The following is a 19,948-nucleotide window of genomic DNA, read 5'->3' as shown; positions in this document are numbered from 1 at the left end:
GGCTCAGCCCCATGACCATGCTCCCCATCGTCGCGCATGCCTCGCCCGAAGACATCATCGCCTGGGCGCACGGACGGCCCGTCAGCGTGCGCCAGTTCCTGGCAGATGCGTCCGGCCTGGCCGATGCGCTGCCGGCAGGCAGGCACGTATTCAACGCCTGCACCGACCGCTACCACTTCACCGTCGGCCTGTGCGCCGCGCTGCTGGCGGGCAAGGCCACCCTGCTGCCGCCATCGCATACGCCGGAGATGGTGCGCCAGCTGGCCGACTTTGCCCCGGACGCTTTCTGCCTGCACGACCAGCCTGACGCGGCATTCGCCATGCCCGCCTTCCACTATCACGACGGCCTGCGCGGCGCGGCCACGGACGGGCCGGTCAAGATCCCGCGGATTGCCGCGACCCAGGTCATGGCGTACGTGTTCACGTCAGGCTCGACCGGCACGCCGGTGCCGCACCGCAAGACCTGGGGCGCGATGGCCCGGTGCGCGCAGGCCGCGGCACAGCGGCTAGGCCTGCTGGACGGGCGTGCCTGGACCGTGGTGGGCACGGTGCCGCCGCAGCATATGTTCGGGCTGGAGGCCACGGTCATGCTGGTGCTGCAGGGCCGCGCGGCCCTGGTGGCGGCCCCGGCCTTCTATCCTGCCGACGTGCGCGATGCCCTCGCCTCGGTGCCGGCCCCGCGTGCGCTGGTCAGCTCGCCCGTGCACCTGCGCATGCTGGTGCAGTCGGGCATGGCGATGCCGCCGGCAGACCTGGTGCTGTGCGCGACCGCCCCGCTTGGCCGCCAGCTGGCGGGCGAGACCGAAGCCCTGTTCGGCGCTCCGCTGTGCGAGATCTACGGCAGCACCGAGACCGGCCAGATCGCCACGCGCCGCACCGCGCAGGCCGATGCCTGGACACTGGTGCCGGGCGTGCGGCTGCAGGCACGCCAGGGCGCCGGCGGCGCCGACACCGAGACCTGGGCCGAAGGCGGCCATATCGAGCAGCCGGTGCCGCTGGGCGACGCCATCGCGCCGCTGGATGCCGGCCACTTCCTGCTCCATGGCCGCAAGGCCGACATGCTGAATATCGCCGGCAAGCGCACCTCGCTGGCTTACCTGAACCACCAGCTCACGGCCATCGACGGCGTGCGCGACGGTGCGTTCTTCATGCCCGATGATGCGCACGAAGGCGACACGCATGGCCACGTGGTGCGGCTGGTGGCCGTGGCAGTGGCGCCAGGCGTTGCACCGGCGCAGCTGCAGCAGGCGCTGCGCGCGCGCATCGACCCGGCCTTCCTGCCACGCCCGCTGCTCTTTGCCGACAGCCTGCCGCGCAATGCCGCCGGCAAGCTGCCGCGCGAAGCCCTGGCGGCGCTGGTCGCAAGGCTTGCCGGGGCGCACCACGGCGATAGCGTGGCAAGGCCCGGCTTTGTCATCGACGCCGATCACCCGGCCATCGCCGGCCACTTTCCCGGCCATCCGATCGTGCCGGGGGTGGTGCTGCTGGACCACGCGGTGCTGGCACTCGGCGCTGCAATGGGCCGCCGCCTTGCCGTCACCGAGGCCGGCACCATCAAATTCCTGAGCCCCGTGATCCCGGGCGAGCGCGTTGAGATCCTCCACCAGGCCGACGCAGCGGCCGATGGCGGCGAGAGTATCCGCTTCACGCTGCGCAGCGCCGGTCGCGATGTCGCCAGCGGCACGCTGCAGGTGCGCGGCGCCGCGCCGCAAGCGGGGGCATCGGCATGCTGAGCTGGCTGTGGAAGCGGCAGTCGCCGCTGGAATCCGAATGGTCGCGCCGCCAGGAGCGCGGCAGCATCACGCTGCTGCGCGTCATGACGTGGATCTCGCTGGCACTGGGCCGCCCCGTCGGGCGCGTGGTGCTGCGGGGGATTGCGGCGTACTTCATGCTGTTCGCGCCGGCGGCACGCCATGCCTCGCGCGCCTACATGGACCGCGCCCTCGGGCGCGAGGCCAACTGGGTCGATGGCTACCGGCATGTGTTCACCTTCGCCTCGACCATCCATGACCGCATCTACCTGCTCAACGGCCGCTTCGACCTGTTCGATATCCGCCTGCACGGAGAAGAGCAGCTGGAAGCCGCGATGGCGCGCGGCCGCGGCGCAATCCTGCTGGGTGCGCACCTGGGCAGCTTCGAGGTGGTGCGCGCGCTCGGGCGGCGGCACCCGGACATGGAAGTCGCGATCACCATGTACGAGGAAAACGCGCACAAGCTCAACGATGTACTGCAGTCGATCAACCCGGCGATGCGCCAGGACGTGATCGCGCTGGGCCGCTTCGACACCATGCTGCGGGTGCGCGACTACCTTGACCGCGGCTACATGATCGGCATGCTGGCCGACCGCACGCTGTCGCAGCGCGCCACCGACCCGGTGCAGCAGTGCAGCTTCCTCGGCACGCCGACCGGCCTTCCGACCGGCCCGCTGCGCATGGCGGCGATGCTGCGCCGGCCGGTGTTCTTCATCACCGGCCTGTACCGCGGCGGCAACCGCTACGATGTGCACTTCGTGCCGCTGGCCGACTTCACCGGAACCGCACGCGGCCAGCGCGAGGCAGCCGTGCAGACCGCGCTGACGGAATACGTGCGTTTGCTAGAGCAGTTCTGCCGCAGCGCCCCGTACAACTGGTTCAACTTCTACGATTTCTGGCACGCCGGCCCGCCGCTGTCTGAACAGCCGCCGCCGGGCAACGAGCCATGACCCGCGAGCCCTGAGCAGCCCCTGATGCCCCTTTCCAGACGCCCTTTCCGCTTCCTGCTGTCGATGCTGCTGGCCAGCGCCATGCTTGCGCTGGCCACGCCGTCCGGCGCCGCCACATTTGGCGTCGACCAGCTGATGTCCACCCTGGCGCAACGCAAGTCAGGGCGCGTGCTGTTCACCGAGACCAAGTACATGGCGATAGTCGACAAGCCGGTGCAGTCGACCGGCGAACTGCTGTTCACGGCGCCCGACCACCTGGAGAAGCGCACACTGTCGCCCAAGGCCGAGAACCTGGTGCTCGACGGCGACATGCTGACGGTCGAGCGCAACGGCAAGCGCTACACCATGCCGCTGCAGAACTACCCCGAGCTAGCCGCCTTTATCGAGAGCATCCGCGGCACGCTGGCAGGCAACCGCCAGACACTTGAGCGCTACTACAAGCTCGGCCTGGAAGGCCGCGCCAGCCGCTGGACGCTGACGCTGACCCCGGCGGACTCGCGCATGGCCGCGGTGGTCAGCCAGGTGCGCATCGACGGGAGCCAGGATGCGCTCGACCGCGTCGAAATCCGGCAGGCCGACGGCGACCGCTCGGTGATGAAGATCCGACCTGCCGGCCGCCCATGAGCGCAGCGCCGCCCGCAACGATGCGCCCGGCGATGCGCCGGCTCGCGCTGGCGCTGTGGATCTTCGCCATACTTGCCTGCGCGGCTGTGATCAGCCGCACCACCTTCACGGCCGACCTCTCGGCCTTCCTGCCGCGGCTGCCCAGCGCCGAGCAGCAATTGCTGGTGAACCAGCTGCGCGACGGGCTGGTATCGCGCCTGGTCCTGGTCGGGATCGAAGGCGGCGATGCCGATGGCCGGGCCGCGGTATCGCGTGCCATGGCGGCGCAGCTGCGCGGCGACCCGCGCTTCACGGCGATCCAGAACGGCGAGCCGGTCAACCAGGATGCAGACCGCCAATACGTGTTTGCGCACCGCTACCTGCTCAGCCCCGCGGTCACGCCGGAGCGCTTCAGTGAACGCGGCCTGGCGCAGGCGCTGAATGAATCGTTCGAGCTGCTGGCCTCGTCCGCCGGGCTCTTCACCAAGTCGCTGCTGCCGCGCGATCCCACCGGCGAAGTGGCCGCGATGCTGGCACAGCTGGATGCCGGGCAGCGCGTGCCCATGCACGCCGGCGCCTGGGCGTCGCGCGACGGCAAGCGCGCGGTGCTGCTGGCGCAGACCGCCGCCGCGGGGTCTGACACGGATGCGCAGGCACAAGCCATCGGGGCCGTGCGCGAGGCGTTTGCCAAGGCTGCGACGGCTGGCAAGTACCAGCTGGCGATGACCGGGCCGGGCGTGTTTTCCGTCAATGCACGCGACACCATCCGCCATGATGTGGAGCGCCTGTCGACCATCGGCGTGGCCATCATCGTCACGCTGCTGCTGCTGGTCTACCGCTCGGTGCCGCTGCTGGTGCTGGGGCTGGTGCCGGTACTGAGCGGCGCGCTGGCGGGCATTGCCGCGGTCAGCCTGGGCTTCGGCGGCTCGGTGCACGGACTGACGCTGGGCTTCGGCACCACGCTGATCGGCGAGGCGGTCGACTATTCGATCTACCTGTTCGTACAGTCCGCGCAGTACACGCGCGACGGCCGGCGCGACGAGCGCGCCTGGCTGGGCGGCTTCTGGCCGACGGTGCGCCTGGGCGTGCTGACCTCGGTCTGCGGCTTTGCCTCGCTGCTGCTGTCGGGCTTTCCGGGGCTGGCGCAGCTGGGGCTGTATTCGATTGCCGGGCTGGCGACCGCGGCACTGGTGACGCGCTTCGTGCTGCCGCAGCTGGTGCCGGCCACGCTGCACCTGCGCGACGTGGCGCCGCTGGGCCGCCGGCTGCAGTGGCTGGCGGCGCGCGCGCACCGGCTGCGCTGGCTGGTGCTCGCGCTGGTGGTGGCAGCCGGCACGGTGCTGGCCATGCACCGCGGCACGCTGTGGGGCCGCGAGCTGCAGGCGCTGAGCCCGGTGTCGGCCAGCGACCAGGCCCTCGATACCAGGTTGCGCGAGGATCTTGGCGCGCCCGACGTGCGCTACCTGGTGGTGCTGTCCGGGCCGGACCAGGAATCCGTGCTGCAGGGCGCGGAGCGCGTGGCCCGTGAACTGGACCCGCTGGTGGCGCAGAATTTCATCGGCGGCTACGAGAGCCCGGCGCGCTACCTGCCCAGCGCGGCAACCCAGCGCGAGCGCCAGGCCAGCCTGCCGCCGCCCGACGAGCTGGCGCAGCGACTGGGCGCCGCCATCGCCACGCAGCCGGTGCGCGCGTCACTGTTCGCGCCTTTCCTGGCGCAGGCCGAGGCGGCGCGCACCGGTGCGCTGCTGCGGCGCGAGGACTTGCGCGGCACCTCCATGGCGCTGGCTGTCGATGCGTTGCTGGCGCAGCGCGACGGGCGCTGGAGCGCCACGCTGCCGCTGCGCGCACCGGCCCAACAAAGTACCGGCGCGGCCGACGGCATCGACACCAGCGCAGTGCGGGCCGCGGTCGCGCGGGCCGGCGTCGCTGACACGCTGTTCGTCGACCTCAAGGGCGAATCCGACCGCCTCTACACCGGCTACCTGCGCGAGGCCTTGCTGCTGTCGCTGGCCGGCCTGCTGGCGATCATCGTGCTGCTGGCCGTGGCGCTGCGCTCGGCACGGCGCGTCGTGGCCACGGTGCTGCCGCTGGCCGCGGCGGCGCTGGTGGTGCTGGGCGGGCTGGCAGCGCTCGGCCAGCCGCTGACGCTGCTGCACCTGGTGGGCCTGCTGCTGCTGATGGCCGTGGGTTCCAATTACGCGCTATTCTTCAACGGCCCCGCGGCGGGCAGCCAGGTGGCGGGCGCTTCACCGCATACACTGGTATCGCTGCTGCTGGCCAACCTGACCACGGTGGCCGCCTTCGGCCTGCTGGCGCTGTCGAGCCTGCCGCTGCTCAAGGCCTTCGGCCTGACGGTAGGTCCGGGGGCCGTGCTGGCCCTGTGGTTTTCGGCGATACTGGCGCGCCGTTCGGCGCCAGACACAGCCAAGAGTGCAACATGAATTCGTATCCCGCACCGCGCGTAGCCTTGCGCGGCACCTCTTACAGCCGCCCCTGGCGCCCCACCCCGCTGCTTTACGGCGCCGCCGCCGTGCACCTGGGTGCCGCCGGCGCAATGCTGGCGCACCCTGAGGCCATGGGCATGGCGCTGGCCGGCGTTGGCGCCGCCCATGCGGCAATGTGCGCCGCCGGCCTGTGGCCGCGCAGCCACTGGCTTGGCCCCAACCTGCTGCGCCTGCCGCCCTCTGCCGATGATTGCGTGGCTCTGACGTTCGACGACGGCCCCAACCCGGCGTTGACGCCGCGCGTGCTCGACATGCTGGACCAGCACGGCGCGCGCGCGACCTTCTTCTGCGTCGGCGCGCGCGCCGCGGCGCATCCGGAACTGGTGCGCGAGATCGTCCGCCGCGGCCACGCCGTGGAAAACCACAGCATGTACCACCGGCTGCACTTCTCGGTGTTCGGTCCCGGGCGCATGCTGCGCGACATCGGTGCCGCGCAACAGGTGCTGACCGACCTCACCGGCCAGGCGCCGCGCTTCTTCCGCGCGCCAGCGGGGCTACGCAATCCCTTCCTTGAGCCGGTGCTGTGCCGGCTCGGGCTTCAGCTTGTGGCCTGGACCCGGCGCGGCTTCGATACCCGCTGCGGCGACCAGGCGGGGCGCGTGGCGCAGCGCCTCACCGGCAAGCTCGCCGGGCGCGACATCCTGCTGCTGCACGACGGCAATCCCGGCACCGATGCCGCCGGCAATGCACATTGCACCACCGTGCTGCCGGGCCTGCTCGCTGCCATCGAACGCGCCGGCCTGCGCTGCGTCACGCTGCGCGCGGCCGTGCCGACAGCCTGAGTGAGCGGCGGCTTGTTACAATTGGCACAGCCTTCCGAGATTCCTTCCATTCGTTCCCCCGAAGCCGTGTCCCCGCTCCTGTTCTCGCATTTCACGGCCACCAGCTGCCTGGGCGCCGGTGTAGACGCCACCCTGTCGGCACTGCGTGCGCAGCGCGGCGGCCTGGCGCCCTGCCGCTTCGGCGGTGTCGAGCTCGATACCTTCGTCGGCGAAGTCCCCGGCCTGGACACCGTGGCACTGCCGCCCGCACTGGCCGAATTCGACTGCCGCAACAACCGGCTGGCGCAACTGGCGCTGGAGCAGGACGGCTTTGCCGCGCGCGTGCGCGAAGCGGCGGCGCGCTACGGCGCCCACCGGGTCGGCGTCTTCCTGGGCACCAGCACCGCGGGCGTGCTGCAGACGGAACTGGCCTATCGCCAGCGCGATCCTGCCAGCGGCGCGCTGCCGCCGGGCTTCCATTACGCCACCACCCACAACCCCTACTCGCTGCCCGCCTTCCTGCGCCAATACCTGGGGCTGGCCGGTCCGGCGGCTGCGGTGTCCTCGGCCTGTTCATCCGGCGCCAAGGTGTTCAGTTCGGCACGGCGCATGCTGGAGGCAGGGCTGATCGATGTGGCCGTGGTCGGCGGCGTCGATTCGCTGTGCCACACCACGCTGTACGGCTTCAATTCGCTGGAGCTGTTGTCCGACCAGCCGTGCCGGCCCTATGACGTGGCGCGCAATGGCATCTCGATCGGCGAGGGGGCGGCATTCGGCCTGCTCGAGCGCGTGGCCGGCACCGCGCAAGGCGATGCCATCCTGCTGGCCGGGATCGGCGAATCGAGCGATGCGCACCATATGTCGACCCCGCACCCCGATGGGCTGGGCGCGCGCCTGGCGCTGGAGCAGGCACTGGCCAGCGCTGGAGTCGCGCCGGCACAGGTCGGCTACGTCAACCTGCATGGCACCGCCACGCGCAGCAACGACGCGGCCGAGGCGATGGCCATGGCCGCGGTGCTGCCCGGCACGCCGTGCAGTTCCACCAAGGGCGCCACCGGGCATGCGCTGGGCGCCGCCGGCGCGCTCGAAGCCGTCATTTGCGCGCTGGCGCTGCGCCACGGCCTGGTGCCCGGCGGCATCAACACCACGCAGGTGGATCCGGCGCTGGACGTGAACTACCAGCTCGCCAACCGCGAGGCACCGCTGCGCTATGCGATGACCAATGCCTTCGGCTTCGGCGGATCCAACTGCAGCCTGCTGTTCGCCCGCGCGGACGCAGCTTCCCACTGAGCATCGCCATGCCGCAGCACGTGTATATCGAAAGCATCGGCCTGCTCGGCCCCGGCCTGACCGGCTGGCAGCAGGCCAGCGAAGTCCTTGCCGGCCGCGTGCCGTATGCGCACGCGCCCACCGAACTGCCGCCACCCGCGGGCCTGCCGCCGGCCGAGCGCCGCCGCACCGGCCCGACCGTACGGCTGGCGCTTGGTGTCGGCCAGCAGGCCGTCGCCGCAAGCGACTGCGAAGCCGCGCAGCTGCCGACGATCTTTGCCTCGTCCAGCAGCGACGGCTTCAACTTCCATGCGATCTGCGAAGCGCTGGCCGAGCCCGAGCCGCTGATGTCGCCCACGCGCTTCCACAACTCCGTGCACAACGCTACCGCCGGCTACTGGTCGATCGCCGCAGGCGCGATGCGCACCTCCAATGTGCTGTGCGCCATGGATGGCAGTGGCAGCGCAGGCTTGCTCGAATGCGTGCTGCAGGCCGCCGCCGATGCCGAGCCCTGCCTGCTGATCGCTTATGACACCGGCTATCCCGAGCCGCTGCACAGCCACCGCCCGATCCCCGATCCCTTCGGCGTGGCCCTGCTGGTCACGCCGCGGCAGACCGCGCGTTCGCTCGCGCGCATCGGCGTGGCGCTGAAGCAGGCCCCCGCCACGGTGATGCCGGACGCCGCGCTGGAAGCTCTGCGCACGTCGGCGCCGGCCGCACGCATGCTGCCGCTGCTGGCGGCCATCGCCCGCGGCGAGGCCACCACCGTGGTGCTCGACTACCTGGATACGCTGCAGCTTGCAGCCGAGGTGGAAAGCTTCGGCGGCCAGGCGGATGGCTGAGCTGCTGAAAGACCGCGACTGGATCGCGGCACGCATTCCGCACCAGGGCACGATGTGCCTGCTCGACGGCGTGCTGGCCTGGGATGCGGCATCGGTTCGCTGCACGTCCGCCACGCATACGCGCGCGGACAACCCGCTGCGCGCGCAGGGCCGGCTGGCCGCGGTCAGCGGGATTGAATACGCGGCACAGGCAATGGCCGTGCACGGCGCATTGCTGGCGGAAGCGGAATCAGGAATGGGCGCACAGCGCCCGCGCTCGGGCTACCTGGCCAGCGTGCGCAAGCTGGTGCTGCATGTGGAGCGGCTCGACGATATCGACGCGCCGCTGCAGGTTGAAGCGCAACGCATCAGCGGTGAAGGCAACAGCGTGCTGTATGCCTTCACTGTCAGCGCCGCGGGCCAGGCACTGCTGTCAGGCCGCGCGGCGGTCATCCTGGATGCCGCCGCAGTTGGCCAAAGCGCCAACCACAGCGCCGGCTGAAGCGCTTCAGCGCGCCGGCAGGATCTTGCCCGACACCGCGCCGAAGCCGACGCGATAGCCTTCGCCCTGGCAGTAGCCGGTCATGATCACGTCGTCGCCATCCTCCAGGAAGGCTCGGCGGCTGCCGTCGGCCAGCGTCACCGGCTCGGCGCCGTTGCGGGTCATTTCCAGCAGGCTGCCGTAGGAGTCCGGCGTCGTGCCGCTGATCGTGCCCGAGCCCATCAGGTCGCCCACGCGCACATTGCAGCCCGACACCGTGTGGTGGGCCAGTTGCTGCGCCATGGTCCAGTACATCGCCTTGAAGTTGGTGCGGCAGATGGTGCTGGGTGCCGCTGCGCCCTGCGGCTGCAGCGCGACTTCGAGGGCGATGTCGTAGGCATTCTTGTCCTGCTGCTGCAGGTACGGCAGCGGCTGCGGCGACTGCTCGGGGTTGTCGCGGCGGAACGGCTCGAGCGCTTCCATGGTCACCACCCACGGCGAGATCGAGGTGCCGAAGCCCTTGCTGTTGAACGGCCCCAGCGGCACGTATTCCCACTGCTGGATATCGCGCGCGCTCCAGTCATTGAGCAGCACCATGCCGAACATATGCGCCGGCGCATCGGCGGTGCTGACGGGCTCGCCCAGCGCCGATTCCTTGCCGACGATAAAGCCCATCTCCAGTTCAAAGTCCAGCTTGCGGCAGGCGCTGAAGATCGGGCGTGCCTCGTTCGGCAGCTTGATCTGGCCGTTGGGACGATGCAGCGGCGTGCCGCTCACCACCACCGAGCTGGCACGGCCGTTGTAGCCGATGGGGATTTCCAGCCAGTTCGGCAGCAGCGCGTTTTCCGGGTCGCGGAACATGCGGCCGACGTTGGTGGCGTGCTCCTTGGACGAATAGAAGTCCGTGTAGCCCGGGATCTCCACCGGCAGGTGCAGCGTTGCGGCCGACATCGGCACCAGCGCCTGGTCGCGCAGGGCGGCGTTGTCGCGCAGCGCGGCGTCATCGCCGGACAGCAGCGCGCCCAGGCGCTTGCGGGTTTCGCTCCACACCGGCTTGCCCAGGGCGATAAAGCGGTTCAGGCTGGCTGCGGCGAACGTACCCTTGGCGGCGGCGGGCAGCAGGCCGGCTTCATCGAGCGCTGCGAGGTCGAGCACCTGGTCGCCGATGGCGACGCCGATGCGCGGGAACTGGCCCTTGGTCGAGAACACGCCGTACGGCAGGTTCTGCAGCGGGAAATGGGTCTGGCCGTCGTTGGCGGAGGCGATCCAGCTGGTTTGGGGGGCGGTCATGGGGTTACTCCGAACATTTTAGGTGGCACTTGTCGCGTGCCGTGACTCGTCATGCTTGACGAGCGCCTGCCCTCTCCCCCGGCCCCTCTCCCGCAAGCGGGAGAGCGGAGAAAACCGGGCGGGCGATCAAGCGCCCGGGATTAGCGAACCTTTGGGTTGAAATGCTTCTTCAGGCCCTGCCAGCAGGTGTAGTAGTCCTGCTGCAGCGAGGCCGACTGCGCGGCATACGGCGTCGGGCGGATCACGCCCGGGGTCTCGAACATGAAGGCCATGGTGTCCTCGATGCGGTGCGGCTTCGAGGTATCGGCGGCGCTGGCCTTCTCGAAGGTTTCCGCATCCGGGCCGTGGCCGCTCATGCAGTTGTGCAGGCTGGCGCCGCCAGGGGCAAAGCCTTCGGCCTTGGCGTCGTAGACGCCGGTGATCAGGCCCATGAACTCGCTGGCGATATTGCGGTGAAACCAGGGCGGGCGGAACGAGTCCTGCATCGCCAGCCAGCGCGGCCCGAAGATGACGAAGTCGATGGTGTCCACGCCCGGCGTGGCCGACGGCGACTGCAGCACCAGGAAGATCGACGGATCCGGGTGGTCGAAGCTGATCGAACCGATGGTATTGAAGCGGCGCAGGTCGTACTTGTACGGGGTGTAGTTGCCATGCCAGGCCACCACGTCCAGCGGCGAGTGGCCGATCCCGGCGCGCCACAGGTTGCCCTGGAACTTGGCCACCAGCTCGAAATCACCCTCGCGGTCTTCATAGCTGGCAACCGGCGACAGGAAGTCGCGCGGGTTGGCCAGGCCGTTGGAGCCGATCACGCCCAGGTCGGGCAGCTGGAACAAGGCGCCGTAGTTTTCGCAGATATAGCCGCGCGCCTCGCCGTCGGGCAGCTCCACGCGGAAGCGCACGCCGCGCGGGATCACCACGATCTCCTGCGGCTCCACTTCCAGCCGGCCCAGCTCGGTCACCATCAGCAGGCGGCCCTGCTGCGGCACGATCAGCATCTCGCCGTCGGCGTTGTAGAAGAAGCGGTCCTGCATCGACTGGTTGGCCAGGTACAGGTGGATGCCGCAGCCGGTCATGGCCTCGGGGCCGCCATTGCCGGCCATGGTGACGATGCCGTCGACAAAGTCGGTCGGCACCGACGGCATTGCCGGCGGGCTCCAGCGCATCTGGTTGGGCGACGGCGGCACCTGGTCGAAACGGCTCAGGAAACGCGACTGCTCGATCTGCGTGAACGGCGTATGCATCGAGGCCGGGCGGATGCGGTACAGCCACGAGCGCCGGTTGTGCGCGCGCGGCGCGGTGAAGGCCGTGCCGGACAGCTGCTCGGCATACAGGCCGTAGGGCGCGCGCTGGGGCGAGTTCTGGCCCACGGGCAGCGCACCGGGCAGCGCCTCGGTGGCGAATTCATTGGCGAAGCCGGACATATAGCCGTGCTCGGCGAGCTGGGTGTGCGTGAGTGTCATGGTGTCGTCAGCGTTCCTGGGTCTCGGTCCATTTGGCGCTGCGCTGGCGCCTGGCGGCCTCTTGCTGGGAGTGCCTGCCGGTCCGTATTCCGCCTCTGCGTGGTGCACGGGGCATGAATTACGTAATGCGTAATGAATTTACCATATCGTAATAGCCAAGCTCGGACGTGTCAAACGGCACCGCTGGCGCATGCGCCGGACGCCGCTTGCATTGCAGTTGTAGGTGGGAAACGGGAAAAGCGGGAAAAAACCAGGAAGCGCCGGGATGCGCGCGTCGACGACTGCACGGCGGCAGTTGCTCACGCAGCGGGGGAAAACCAGGAAATGCGGGAAAGCGCCGAAGCAGGCAGCCAGGCCTGCGGCGTCATCCACGCCAGGCGTCGCGAACGGCGCTCAGGACGGTAGCAACCGGCGCGGTGCGGAAAGCCCCGCGCCGGTTGTCATGGGGTGGCCTGGAGGCCAGCTGCCGGTGCCGGCGCGTTGCGAACGCGGCCGGACAGGCGGCGGCCGGTCAGACCGGCTTGTGGCCCTCTCCGGTCCCGGAGCCGAAACCGCCTCCGGAAGCCGGCGCCGCGGCCGGCGCGGCCGTGCTTCCGGCGGCCGGCTGGCCTGCCATCGAAGCTGCCGTCACGCCGCCATTGCGGCTGGCAATAAATGCGTTGACGTCTGCAGCAAGATGCTGCGGGGCCAGCACGACTTCCAGGCCCAGCGCCTCGCAGGCAGCCAGGAACGTCGACATGCGGGGATCGGCCTGACCCGACTCCGCCCGCAGGTAGGCTTCCCGGGAAATCCCCGCTTTACGGGCGACGTCCTCCTGCTTGAGCTTGCGCGCGCGACGCAACGCCCGCAGTTGCCGGAACGGTTCGCTAGCGCCTCTTGGCACGGCTGTACTGTTCATGTCGGTCTCCAGTCACCAGTGAAAAAAAGTGCGCGGACGTGCATTCGAGTATAGAGCACGCAAAGCGTTCCGTATGTAACCGCAGAAACACTTTGTGCAGATTTCTTAGAAGTCCGCAATCCCGTCCTGACATCGGCCGATTGCCGAACATCAAAGAGCCGGATCGTGCACAACAACGCTGCACCGCCCAGTCTCTAACGGGCCTTGGCGGTTTGCGTTGACGTCACATGCATATCCATATGACGTTATGGCCTCCCGGACACAAGTGCGCAAGTCGGGGCAAATACCATGCATCTGGTTTCGTTGACAAACCGACCGGTCGTGCTATTCTCCACGCCATGCAGAAAGGACAACTCACTCGCAACGCCATCGTCGAACAGGCACTGGACACCGCTGCCAAAGTCGGCTTCGAACAATTGTCGCTGGCCACGCTGGCCGCGGACACCAATATGTCGAAGAGCGGCCTGTATGCACACTTCAAGTCCAAGGAGGTGTTGCAGCAGGCAGTGCTGGACCTGGCCGTTGAGCGCTTCGGCGAGATCGTGATCCGGCCGGCGATGCGCCAGCCGCGCGGCATGCCACGGCTGCAGGGGCTGTTCGAAGGCTACCTGGAATGGCTGGGCGGCACGGTGACGCAGGGACGTTGCCTGTTCACGGCGCTGGGCCAGGAATACCGCGACCGGCCGGGCTCGATCCGCGACCTGGTAGTGCAGTCGCTGAAGGACTGGCACAGCACGGTTGCGCGCGTGGTGGGCGACGCCATCGATGAGGGCCATTTCGGGCCGGATACCGACCCGCGGCAATTTGCTTTCGAACTCTCGGGTATCGGCATGGCCTTTCAGCAGTCGTTCAAGCTGCTTGGCCGCGACGATGCCGAGACCATGGCGCGGCGCGCATTTGCGGCTCTGGTGGCCCGTGCCGCCGAAGGCGCCCGCGGCCACTGAACCACACATTGGCGCCGGCGCTATCCCGCCGGCAGGCAGCAACCGCTCCGGCGGGCTTTTTTTGTACCGAAAAAAGCACGACTGGTCGGTCGTAACAACAGCACGGAAGCCGCCGGCGGGGCCGGTGCCGATGATGCCGTGCAATCCAGAATCCATTGGAGGTGCAGGTCGTGACGCAAGCAGTCTCTTCTCCTTCCCCGGTTTCCTCATCCCCCGCCGCCGCGCCCCTGCCCGCGCGCGCCGGCAATGCGCCGCTGCGCACCGGCAAGTCCGGCGCGGTGGAGCGGGCCTTGCAGGGCTGGCAGCGGTTGCGCTGGCAGGCGGGCAGCATGGTCAGGCCCGGCGCGACAGCGCGGGCGCTGGAGCACATCTGGTTCAAGCCGCCGCGCGCCGCCGCCACATCGGCAGCACGGCGCCAGCTGGACAGTGCGCGCGCCGACTGGGCGCTGGTGACGGGCCAGGGCCCGAGCCGGCGCGTGCGCGTCTATCGCTGGGGCAGGTCCGGCCCGGTGGTGCTGCTCGCGCACGGCTGGGGCGGACATGCCGGCCAGTGGCATGCGGTTGTCGAGGGCCTGCTGGCCGCCGGCATGCGCGTGGTGGCCTTCGATGCGCTCTCGCACGGCGCCTCCGACGCCGGCGCGCGCGGCGCGGCGCAGACCTCGGTGCTGGAAATGTCGCGCTCGCTGCTCGCCGCGGCCTGGCACGCGGGGCCGGTGCACGCCGTGGTGGCGCATTCGCTCGGCGGCGCGGCCACCGCGCTGGCACTGCGCGAGGGCCTGCCCGCCCGCGCCGCCGTGCTGGTCGGATCGCCGGCCGACATGCACGCCGCGTGTGCGTCGCTGGCCTGGCAAATGGGCTTCACGCCCGGCGTGCTGGCACGCATGCAGCGCCAGAGCGAGCGCTGGCTGGGACTGCCATGGTCGGCTTTCAACGTGCCCGACGTCGGCCGCACCCGGCCGGTCCCGCCAACGCTGGTGATCCATGACCGCGACGACAAGGAAGTGCGCTGGGAAGATGGCGCCGCCATCGCCGGCGCCTGGCCCGGCGCGCAACTGGTCACGACCAGCGGCCTGGGGCATCGCCGCATCCTGCAGGATCCCGGCGTGATCCGGCACATCGCCGATTTCATCCGGCCCGGCTCAGCCCCCGCGCGCGCGGCAATCCCGCCAGCGTTGCACGGGCTGGCCGTCGACTGAACCTGGAGACCATCATGTTCCTGGTGAGCAATGACATGACCGCCACCCTGCCCGCACGCAGTTCGCTGCGGCTGGTGGCGGGCCCCGGCGAACACGTCGCCGTGCGCTGCACGGAAGGCGAACTCTGGCTGATCCGCGACGGCGACCCGAAGGATACGGCGCTGACGGCGAGCGAGAGCTTTACGTTGTCCGACAGCGGCCATATCGAGCTGTATGCCGTCACCACGGCATCGCTGCACGTAACGCGCTGCCGGCAAGGCGCCGGGCCTGCGGCGAGCGCCTGGCGGCAATGGCTGCGGCGCTTGCTGGCGCCGCCTGGGCGCGGCTATACCGGCGCAGGCCGATGATGCGGGCGGGGCTGAACGCCGCCTCGCCCTGCCAGCCCTGACGCGGATGCGCGGTCGTGGTTGGGTGCAACTTGTGGCGGTTAATTGCGTTTTTATATGAAAAGCAGCCCCTTGCGGGGCACGTGCCTCAGATACGCAAGACAGCCAGCAGCCCGCGTGCGATCGCCTGCAGCCAGCCACGCCGCCAGGTCAGCGTGAACGACACCGCCAACGCTCCCGCCATCATCGCCAGCGCCCACAGCAACACGCCAAAGCCGGTGCGGTTGCCCGCCAGCGCGGCCACGGCGCCAAGCGCCACCAGCGCCCAGGCCGCGCAGCGCAGCCGCCGCCGGCCACTGGCGGGCAGGTCCGCGCCCTGCCCCGACAACTCGGTCCAGTGCCGCTCCGTGGCGCAGGCAAACAGCACGAAAGCGCAGTACGCGCACAGCGCCAGGCCCAGCAGCAGCAAGTGTTCAAGCGTGATTGGCACGATCCATCTCCTCTAGCGCCTGGCTGCTGGCAGCAGCGGTCCGGGCCTGGCGTGCCGCGTCGACGCGCCGCAGCCGTCGCGCCGACGCCAGCGCCAGCCCACCGGTCAGCAGCAGCACGATGTCGACGCCGGCCACGGCAAGGTGGCCGCGCGCCAGCGCCAGCGGCAACCAGTCGCCGGTGCTCAGGCCGTTGAGCACCGGCGCCGCCAGAGCCAGCGCGGCGATCGCCAGGCATTGCTGGCGCCATGGCACCAGCGTGCGGCTGCCCGGACGCATCGCCACGCGCGCATGGATCGCGGTGGCCAGCCACACCAGGAAGAACAGCCCGGCCTCGATAAACTCGCGCGACGGCAGCGTCATCGGCAGCAGCCGGTTGGCCACCATCATCGCCAGCGTGGCGATGACCAGGCCCGTGGTGGTACCCGCGGTGACCGCGGCCGCCAGCCGCACGCCCTTTTCGCCGTGGCGCGCATGGCGCTTGTCGAGCCAGTACAACTGCCCGGTAGCGATCAGCACGCACCCCGCCAGCCCGGCCAGGAAATACAGCCAGCGCAGCGGCCAGTGATCGAACGCGATGAAGTGCATGCCGGTCAGGAAGCGCTGCGTGGTCGCAGCGGGCTGCAACGGCACGTGATGCAGCAACGCACCGGTGGCGCCGTCGAAGTAGGCGGCGTCGTCGGCCAGGCTGACGCGGTCGCCCACCGAGCGGCTGACCTTGACCACGGCGTTGGCATCGCCGGGGTTCCATACCCGGATCGCGGCCGGCGCCGCCCCGCCCCAGCGTGCGCGCGCGGTCTCGACCATCGGCCCGAGCGCGGCCATCGGTGCCGCCACCCCGGCGGGCGGGCGCGAGTAGCCGGACAAGGCCTGGTCGTAGAAGGTGTTCGGCTGCTGGTACAACGCGCTGATGCCGGCCGGCATCAGGATCATGTAGACAATGCAGATCCCGGAGAACGTGATCACCGCATGGAACGGCAGCGCCAGCACGCCGGTCAGGTTGTGCAGGTCCAGCAGGCTGCGCTGCAGCTGCTTGCGCGGCCGGAACGTGAAGAAGTCGCGGAAGATGCGGACGTGGATGATCACCCCCGACACGATCGCCGCCAGCATCGCCATCGCCGCCAGGCCCACCAGCCAGTAGCCGATGTTCCAGGCACGCAGGTGCAGGTTGTAGTGCAGCGGATAGAAGAACGACGACGCGCCCAAAGTGCCCACGTCAGGCAGCAGCTCGCCGCTGCGCGGATCGGCCAGGCGGATCTGCCCGCCCGCGGCGGCATAGCGCACGCGCGCGATCATCACCGGGGTGCGCTGCTCGGGCAGCGTGACCGCCCATTCGCGCAGCGGCTTGCCGCGCGCCAGCGCCGCAACGGCGCGCGGCACCACGGTGTCGATGTCGATCGTGGGCGGCGCTGCGTCCAGGCGCGTGGCCGGCATCATCCAGCGGTCGACCTCGCGGTCGAACACCGCCACCGAGCCCATGAAGAACGCCACCATCAGCACACCGCCGAGCAGTACGCCAATCCAGGTGTGCGCCCAGGTCATGGCCTGGCGCAGTCCGCCGGCATGTGCATCGGCCTTCTGTGCGCGGGCCTTGCTATTTCGTGCGGGTCGCGTCATGCCAGCTTCTCCCCCAGCCACCACGCCACGCCGGCGCCGATGGCCGCGCCGGCCACCAGCACCAGCCACACGCGCAGCAGGTGCCGCGTGACCAGTGCCCACAGCGACATCATCGGAAACAGGAGGAAGGCCAGCATCGAAAACCAGAGCACGGCCTCGCTGCGGGCCAGGCCCAGGCGCCAGCCGAGCGCGGCGCCGCCGGCGGTGATGCCCCAGACAAAGGCATAGCTGCCCGCCAGCGCGGCCAGCGCGCGGGCAGTCATGGCCAGCGCGGGCGGGAAGGCGCGGCGCGATGGCAGGGATGAGGGACTGTCGTTCATTGGAATTCTTGGCAACGCGCGGCCGGCGTGGTGGTGCAATGGCATCGCACCACCACGAAGGCCGCTGCGCTCACATCTTCATGCGCACGGTGAACATGGCCGCGCGCGGCTGGCCCCAGATGTTGCCTTCGCGCGGGTTGTTGATCCGTGAGTAGTAGCTGCGGTCGAACAGGTTGGTCAGGTTCAGGTCCGCCGACACGTGCTTGTTGAAGTCGTAGCCGATCGCCGCATCGAACGTCGCATAGCCGCCGCGGCGCAGCGTGACCGCACCAATCGGCGCGGGGAACAGCGCGGTGTTCTGCACATGGCTGACCGCGGTCATGCCGCCACCGATGCGCCAGCGGTTGAAATCTCCGGGCAGGCGGTACATCGTCCACAGCTTGAACAGGTGCTTGGGCGCAATCGCCGAGAACGGCGTGTTGACCTGGCCGGTGCGGTTCTGCAGGTCCTGCGTGACGTTGAACGTATAGCCGGCGTAGATGGTCCAGCTCGGCGTGATGCGGCCGCTGGCTTCCAGCTCGAAGCCCTGGCTCTTGGTCTCGCCCTGCGACACGAAGAACGGATTGCTCGGGTTGGTCGTGTTGATATTGTCAAGCGTGGCGCGGCCGGTCTCGCGTACCTCGAACAGTGCCAGCGAGGTGTTCAGCGCGCCCTCGAAAAATTCTCCCTTGACGCCGACTTCGTACTGCTTGCCCTTGATCGGATCGACCAGGTTGCCGCTGGCGGTCAGGTACTCATCCTGCGGCTGGAAGATCTCGGCATAGCTCGCGTAGGCCGACCAGTGCTCGGTGAAGTCGTAGATCAGCCCGGCGAACGGCGTGAACTTGGCGTTGATGTCGTCGCCCCTAGTCACGCTGGTGGTCGACGTGTACTGGCGCGCGCTGATGTCCCACCAGCTCAGCCGTCCGCCCAGCACCAGCGTCACCGGATCCGCCAGCGAGAAGCGCGCGTCGCCGTAGACGCCGTACTGCCTGGTCGTGGTGGTGATGCCTGTGCCATTGGGGGTGAAGGTTGGCTTGGCGAAGTCGCTGCGCGGGTTGAAGATGTTCACGACCTGCGAGAACGGCGAAATGGTATACCGGGGGTCGCGCCGTTCCGAATCGGAAAAATTGAAGCCGACCAGCGCCTTGTGCCGGCGCCCGAACAGCGAGAACGGCCCGTTGGCATAGAGGTCGAAGCTGGTCTGCTCCTGCGTGTAGGTCTGCTTGGCCGCGAACAGCGTGGTCGTGTTCACGCCGGGGATCACCGGCGTATAGGCATAGGCCTGCTCGCGGTTCAGGCGGTTGTTCAGGTAGCGCAGCGCACCCTTGACCTGCCAGCCGCTGTCGAACTTGTGCTCCAGCTCGGCGAAGGCCGAGGTGGTATAGAAGTGGTCGCGGTTCCAGTCCGCACCCAGGTAAGTCGAGCGCGGCACGTCGAGCAGGCTGGCCTGGCGCGTGACCGGGTTGTAGTAAGCGGGCAGCGTCCACGGCTGGCGGCCTTCCGAATCCTGGTAGCTCGCGCCGACCGTCACCAGCGTGCTGGGCGTGATGTCGTACTCGATCACGCCATAGAGCGCACTGGTGCGCATATTGGTCTTGTCGATGAACGAGTCCTTGTCCTGGAACGCGCCGGTGATGCGCGCGCGCAGCGTGCCGTCGGCATTGAGCGCGCCACCGGCATCCACCTCGGCGCGGTAGTTGTTCCACGATCCCACCGACAGCGCGCCGCCGACCTGGGTTTCTCGCGTCGGGCGCTTGCGCACCAGGTTGATCGCGCCGCCGGTCTTGCCCGCCCCGGCGAGCAGGCCCGACGGCCCCTTCAGCACTTCCACCCGCTCGATCATCGACAGGTCCGGCTGCACGGTGTTGCGCCAGTCATACTTGGTCGGCACGCCGTCCAGCATGAAGGTGTCGATCTCCAGCCCGCGCGAATAATAGATCGAACGCTCCTGGTCACGCTTCTCGACGAGCACGCCGGTGGCCTGCATCATCGCGTCTTCCAGCGTGGTCAGGTTCTGCTCGCGGATGCGCTCGGCGTTGACCACGGTGACCGATTGCGGCACCTCGCGCGCGGTCAGCGGCACCTTGCTGCCAGCGGTAGTGGGCGGGTTGATGGGGTTTTCGCGGGCGCCGTTGACTGTCACCGCCGGCAGCGAAGCCTCCGGTTGCCGGGCGGTTCTGCCCGCGGGGGCCGGCTGCTCTGCCTGCGTTGCCGCCGATGCCGAACCTGTCGCGTTTTCCTGTCCGAAAGCCGACGCGCTGACCATCAGGCCAACAGCGGCCGGGAT

The 19,948-nt window shown here is 69.3% G+C and carries 18 protein-coding genes; 11 read left to right on the top strand and 7 right to left on the bottom strand.

What is annotated here, in order from left to right; all coding sequences use genetic code 11:
* The first annotated feature begins 11 nt into the window (after window positions 1-11).
* The 8 genes from AC3WLF_RS26040 (at window position 12) to AC3WLF_RS26005 (ending at window position 9,161) form a co-directional block, all read left to right on the top strand.
* Window positions 12-1,733: an AMP-binding protein gene (locus AC3WLF_RS26040; protein WP_492359018.1), complete on the top strand. Its 1,722-nt coding sequence runs from the start codon at window positions 12-14 to the stop codon at window positions 1,731-1,733.
* Window positions 1,727-2,701 carry a lysophospholipid acyltransferase family protein gene (locus tag AC3WLF_RS26035; protein WP_492352187.1) on the top strand — a complete coding sequence of 325 codons (975 nt, stop codon included), beginning with the start codon at window positions 1,727-1,729 and terminating at the stop codon, window positions 2,699-2,701. The genes AC3WLF_RS26040 and AC3WLF_RS26035 overlap by 7 nt, the downstream gene beginning before the upstream one ends.
* 24 nt (window positions 2,702-2,725) lie before the next feature.
* Window positions 2,726-3,325, top strand: coding sequence for a LolA-related protein (locus AC3WLF_RS26030; protein ID WP_492319590.1), 600 nt, complete (start codon window positions 2,726-2,728; stop codon window positions 3,323-3,325).
* Window positions 3,326-3,345: 20 nt separating this feature from the next.
* Window positions 3,346-5,745 (top strand): MMPL family transporter, encoded by a 2,400-nt coding sequence (locus tag AC3WLF_RS26025; protein WP_492319613.1) that lies wholly within the window; start codon window positions 3,346-3,348, stop codon window positions 5,743-5,745.
* Entirely contained in the window at window positions 5,742-6,590 is an 849-nt protein-coding gene (locus tag AC3WLF_RS26020; protein WP_492319589.1) for a polysaccharide deacetylase family protein, read from the top strand. Before AC3WLF_RS26025 ends, AC3WLF_RS26020 begins: the two co-directional genes overlap by 4 nt.
* A gap of 66 nt (window positions 6,591-6,656) precedes the next feature.
* Window positions 6,657-7,859 (top strand): beta-ketoacyl-[acyl-carrier-protein] synthase family protein, encoded by a 1,203-nt coding sequence (locus tag AC3WLF_RS26015; protein ID WP_492319588.1) that lies wholly within the window; start codon window positions 6,657-6,659, stop codon window positions 7,857-7,859.
* 8 nt (window positions 7,860-7,867) lie between these two features.
* Window positions 7,868-8,680 (top strand): beta-ketoacyl synthase chain length factor, encoded by an 813-nt coding sequence (locus AC3WLF_RS26010; RefSeq protein WP_492359017.1) that lies wholly within the window; start codon window positions 7,868-7,870, stop codon window positions 8,678-8,680.
* A complete protein-coding gene (locus AC3WLF_RS26005; protein ID WP_492319586.1) occupies window positions 8,673-9,161 on the top strand; it encodes a hotdog family protein in 489 nt (162 codons plus the stop codon). Before AC3WLF_RS26010 ends, AC3WLF_RS26005 begins: the two co-directional genes overlap by 8 nt.
* A 6-nt stretch (window positions 9,162-9,167) precedes the next feature.
* On the opposite strand, the gene fahA is transcribed toward AC3WLF_RS26005, so the two are convergent.
* From fahA to AC3WLF_RS25990, 3 genes are all read right to left on the bottom strand, one after another.
* Complete coding sequence (gene fahA, locus AC3WLF_RS26000; RefSeq protein WP_492319585.1) at window positions 9,168-10,430, bottom strand: fumarylacetoacetase; 1,263 nt, start codon at window positions 10,428-10,430, stop codon at window positions 9,168-9,170.
* 140 nt (window positions 10,431-10,570) lie between these two features.
* On the bottom strand, window positions 10,571-11,890 hold the full coding sequence (gene hmgA / locus AC3WLF_RS25995) for a homogentisate 1,2-dioxygenase (RefSeq protein WP_492319584.1): 1,320 nt from the start codon (window positions 11,888-11,890) through the stop codon (window positions 10,571-10,573).
* Window positions 11,891-12,401: 511 nt separating this feature from the next.
* Window positions 12,402-12,788, bottom strand: coding sequence for a helix-turn-helix domain-containing protein (locus tag AC3WLF_RS25990; protein ID WP_011617393.1), 387 nt, complete (start codon window positions 12,786-12,788; stop codon window positions 12,402-12,404).
* A 338-nt stretch (window positions 12,789-13,126) separates the two neighbouring features.
* Between AC3WLF_RS25990 and AC3WLF_RS25985 the strand changes: the two genes are divergently transcribed.
* From AC3WLF_RS25985 to AC3WLF_RS25975, 3 genes are all read left to right on the top strand, one after another.
* Window positions 13,127-13,732: a TetR/AcrR family transcriptional regulator gene (locus tag AC3WLF_RS25985; protein WP_041688140.1), complete on the top strand. Its 606-nt coding sequence runs from the start codon at window positions 13,127-13,129 to the stop codon at window positions 13,730-13,732.
* Window positions 13,733-13,902: 170 nt separating this feature from the next.
* Window positions 13,903-14,928, top strand: coding sequence for an alpha/beta fold hydrolase (locus AC3WLF_RS25980; RefSeq protein WP_492319583.1), 1,026 nt, complete (start codon window positions 13,903-13,905; stop codon window positions 14,926-14,928).
* A gap of 14 nt (window positions 14,929-14,942) precedes the next feature.
* Window positions 14,943-15,275, top strand: a complete 333-nt coding sequence (locus tag AC3WLF_RS25975; protein ID WP_035826369.1) for a DUF2917 domain-containing protein — start codon at window positions 14,943-14,945, stop codon at window positions 15,273-15,275.
* A gap of 127 nt (window positions 15,276-15,402) precedes the next feature.
* Here AC3WLF_RS25975 and AC3WLF_RS25970 read toward each other — a convergent pair whose 3' ends face one another.
* From AC3WLF_RS25970 to AC3WLF_RS25955, 4 genes are all read right to left on the bottom strand, one after another.
* Complete coding sequence (locus AC3WLF_RS25970) at window positions 15,403-15,744, bottom strand: DUF3325 domain-containing protein (RefSeq protein WP_492319582.1); 342 nt, start codon at window positions 15,742-15,744, stop codon at window positions 15,403-15,405.
* A complete protein-coding gene (locus AC3WLF_RS25965; protein ID WP_492359016.1) occupies window positions 15,728-17,359 on the bottom strand; it encodes a PepSY-associated TM helix domain-containing protein in 1,632 nt (543 codons plus the stop codon). Before AC3WLF_RS25965 ends, AC3WLF_RS25970 begins: the two co-directional genes overlap by 17 nt.
* Window positions 17,356-17,679: an iron uptake protein gene (locus AC3WLF_RS25960; RefSeq protein ID WP_492319580.1), complete on the bottom strand. Its 324-nt coding sequence runs from the start codon at window positions 17,677-17,679 to the stop codon at window positions 17,356-17,358. The genes AC3WLF_RS25965 and AC3WLF_RS25960 overlap by 4 nt, the downstream gene beginning before the upstream one ends.
* Window positions 17,680-17,749: 70 nt before the next feature.
* Window positions 17,750-19,804: a TonB-dependent siderophore receptor gene (locus AC3WLF_RS25955; protein ID WP_492359015.1), complete on the bottom strand. Its 2,055-nt coding sequence runs from the start codon at window positions 19,802-19,804 to the stop codon at window positions 17,750-17,752.
* Between the last annotated feature and the right edge of the window lie 144 nt (window positions 19,805-19,948).

The sequence above is a fragment of the Cupriavidus sp. FW306-01-F10A genome, assembly GCF_058782785.1.
Note: the sequence above shows the minus strand (reverse complement) of the source record. Positions and strands in the feature narration are given on the sequence as shown.

Excerpts from the sequence above, each read along its gene's own strand:
- AC3WLF_RS26040 (WP_492359018.1), top strand. The coding sequence starts at position 12 with ATGACCATGCTCCCCATCGTCGCGCATGCCTCGCCCGAAGACATCATC.
- AC3WLF_RS26035 (WP_492352187.1), top strand. The coding sequence starts at position 1,727 with ATGCTGAGCTGGCTGTGGAAGCGGCAGTCGCCGCTGGAATCCGAATGG.
- AC3WLF_RS26030 (WP_492319590.1), top strand. The coding sequence starts at position 2,726 with ATGCCCCTTTCCAGACGCCCTTTCCGCTTCCTGCTGTCGATGCTGCTG.
- AC3WLF_RS26025 (WP_492319613.1), top strand. The coding sequence starts at position 3,346 with ATGCGCCCGGCGATGCGCCGGCTCGCGCTGGCGCTGTGGATCTTCGCC.
- AC3WLF_RS26020 (WP_492319589.1), top strand. The coding sequence starts at position 5,742 with ATGAATTCGTATCCCGCACCGCGCGTAGCCTTGCGCGGCACCTCTTAC.
- AC3WLF_RS26010 (WP_492359017.1), top strand. The coding sequence starts at position 7,868 with ATGCCGCAGCACGTGTATATCGAAAGCATCGGCCTGCTCGGCCCCGGC.
- AC3WLF_RS26005 (WP_492319586.1), top strand. The coding sequence starts at position 8,673 with ATGGCTGAGCTGCTGAAAGACCGCGACTGGATCGCGGCACGCATTCCG.
- fahA (WP_492319585.1), bottom strand. The coding sequence starts at position 10,430 with ATGACCGCCCCCCAAACCAGCTGGATCGCCTCCGCCAACGACGGCCAG.
- hmgA (WP_492319584.1), bottom strand. The coding sequence starts at position 11,890 with ATGACACTCACGCACACCCAGCTCGCCGAGCACGGCTATATGTCCGGC.
- AC3WLF_RS25990 (WP_011617393.1), bottom strand. The coding sequence starts at position 12,788 with ATGAACAGTACAGCCGTGCCAAGAGGCGCTAGCGAACCGTTCCGGCAA.
- AC3WLF_RS25985 (WP_041688140.1), top strand. The coding sequence starts at position 13,127 with ATGCAGAAAGGACAACTCACTCGCAACGCCATCGTCGAACAGGCACTG.
- AC3WLF_RS25975 (WP_035826369.1), top strand. The coding sequence starts at position 14,943 with ATGTTCCTGGTGAGCAATGACATGACCGCCACCCTGCCCGCACGCAGT.
- AC3WLF_RS25965 (WP_492359016.1), bottom strand. The coding sequence starts at position 17,359 with ATGACGCGACCCGCACGAAATAGCAAGGCCCGCGCACAGAAGGCCGAT.
- AC3WLF_RS25960 (WP_492319580.1), bottom strand. The coding sequence starts at position 17,679 with ATGAACGACAGTCCCTCATCCCTGCCATCGCGCCGCGCCTTCCCGCCC.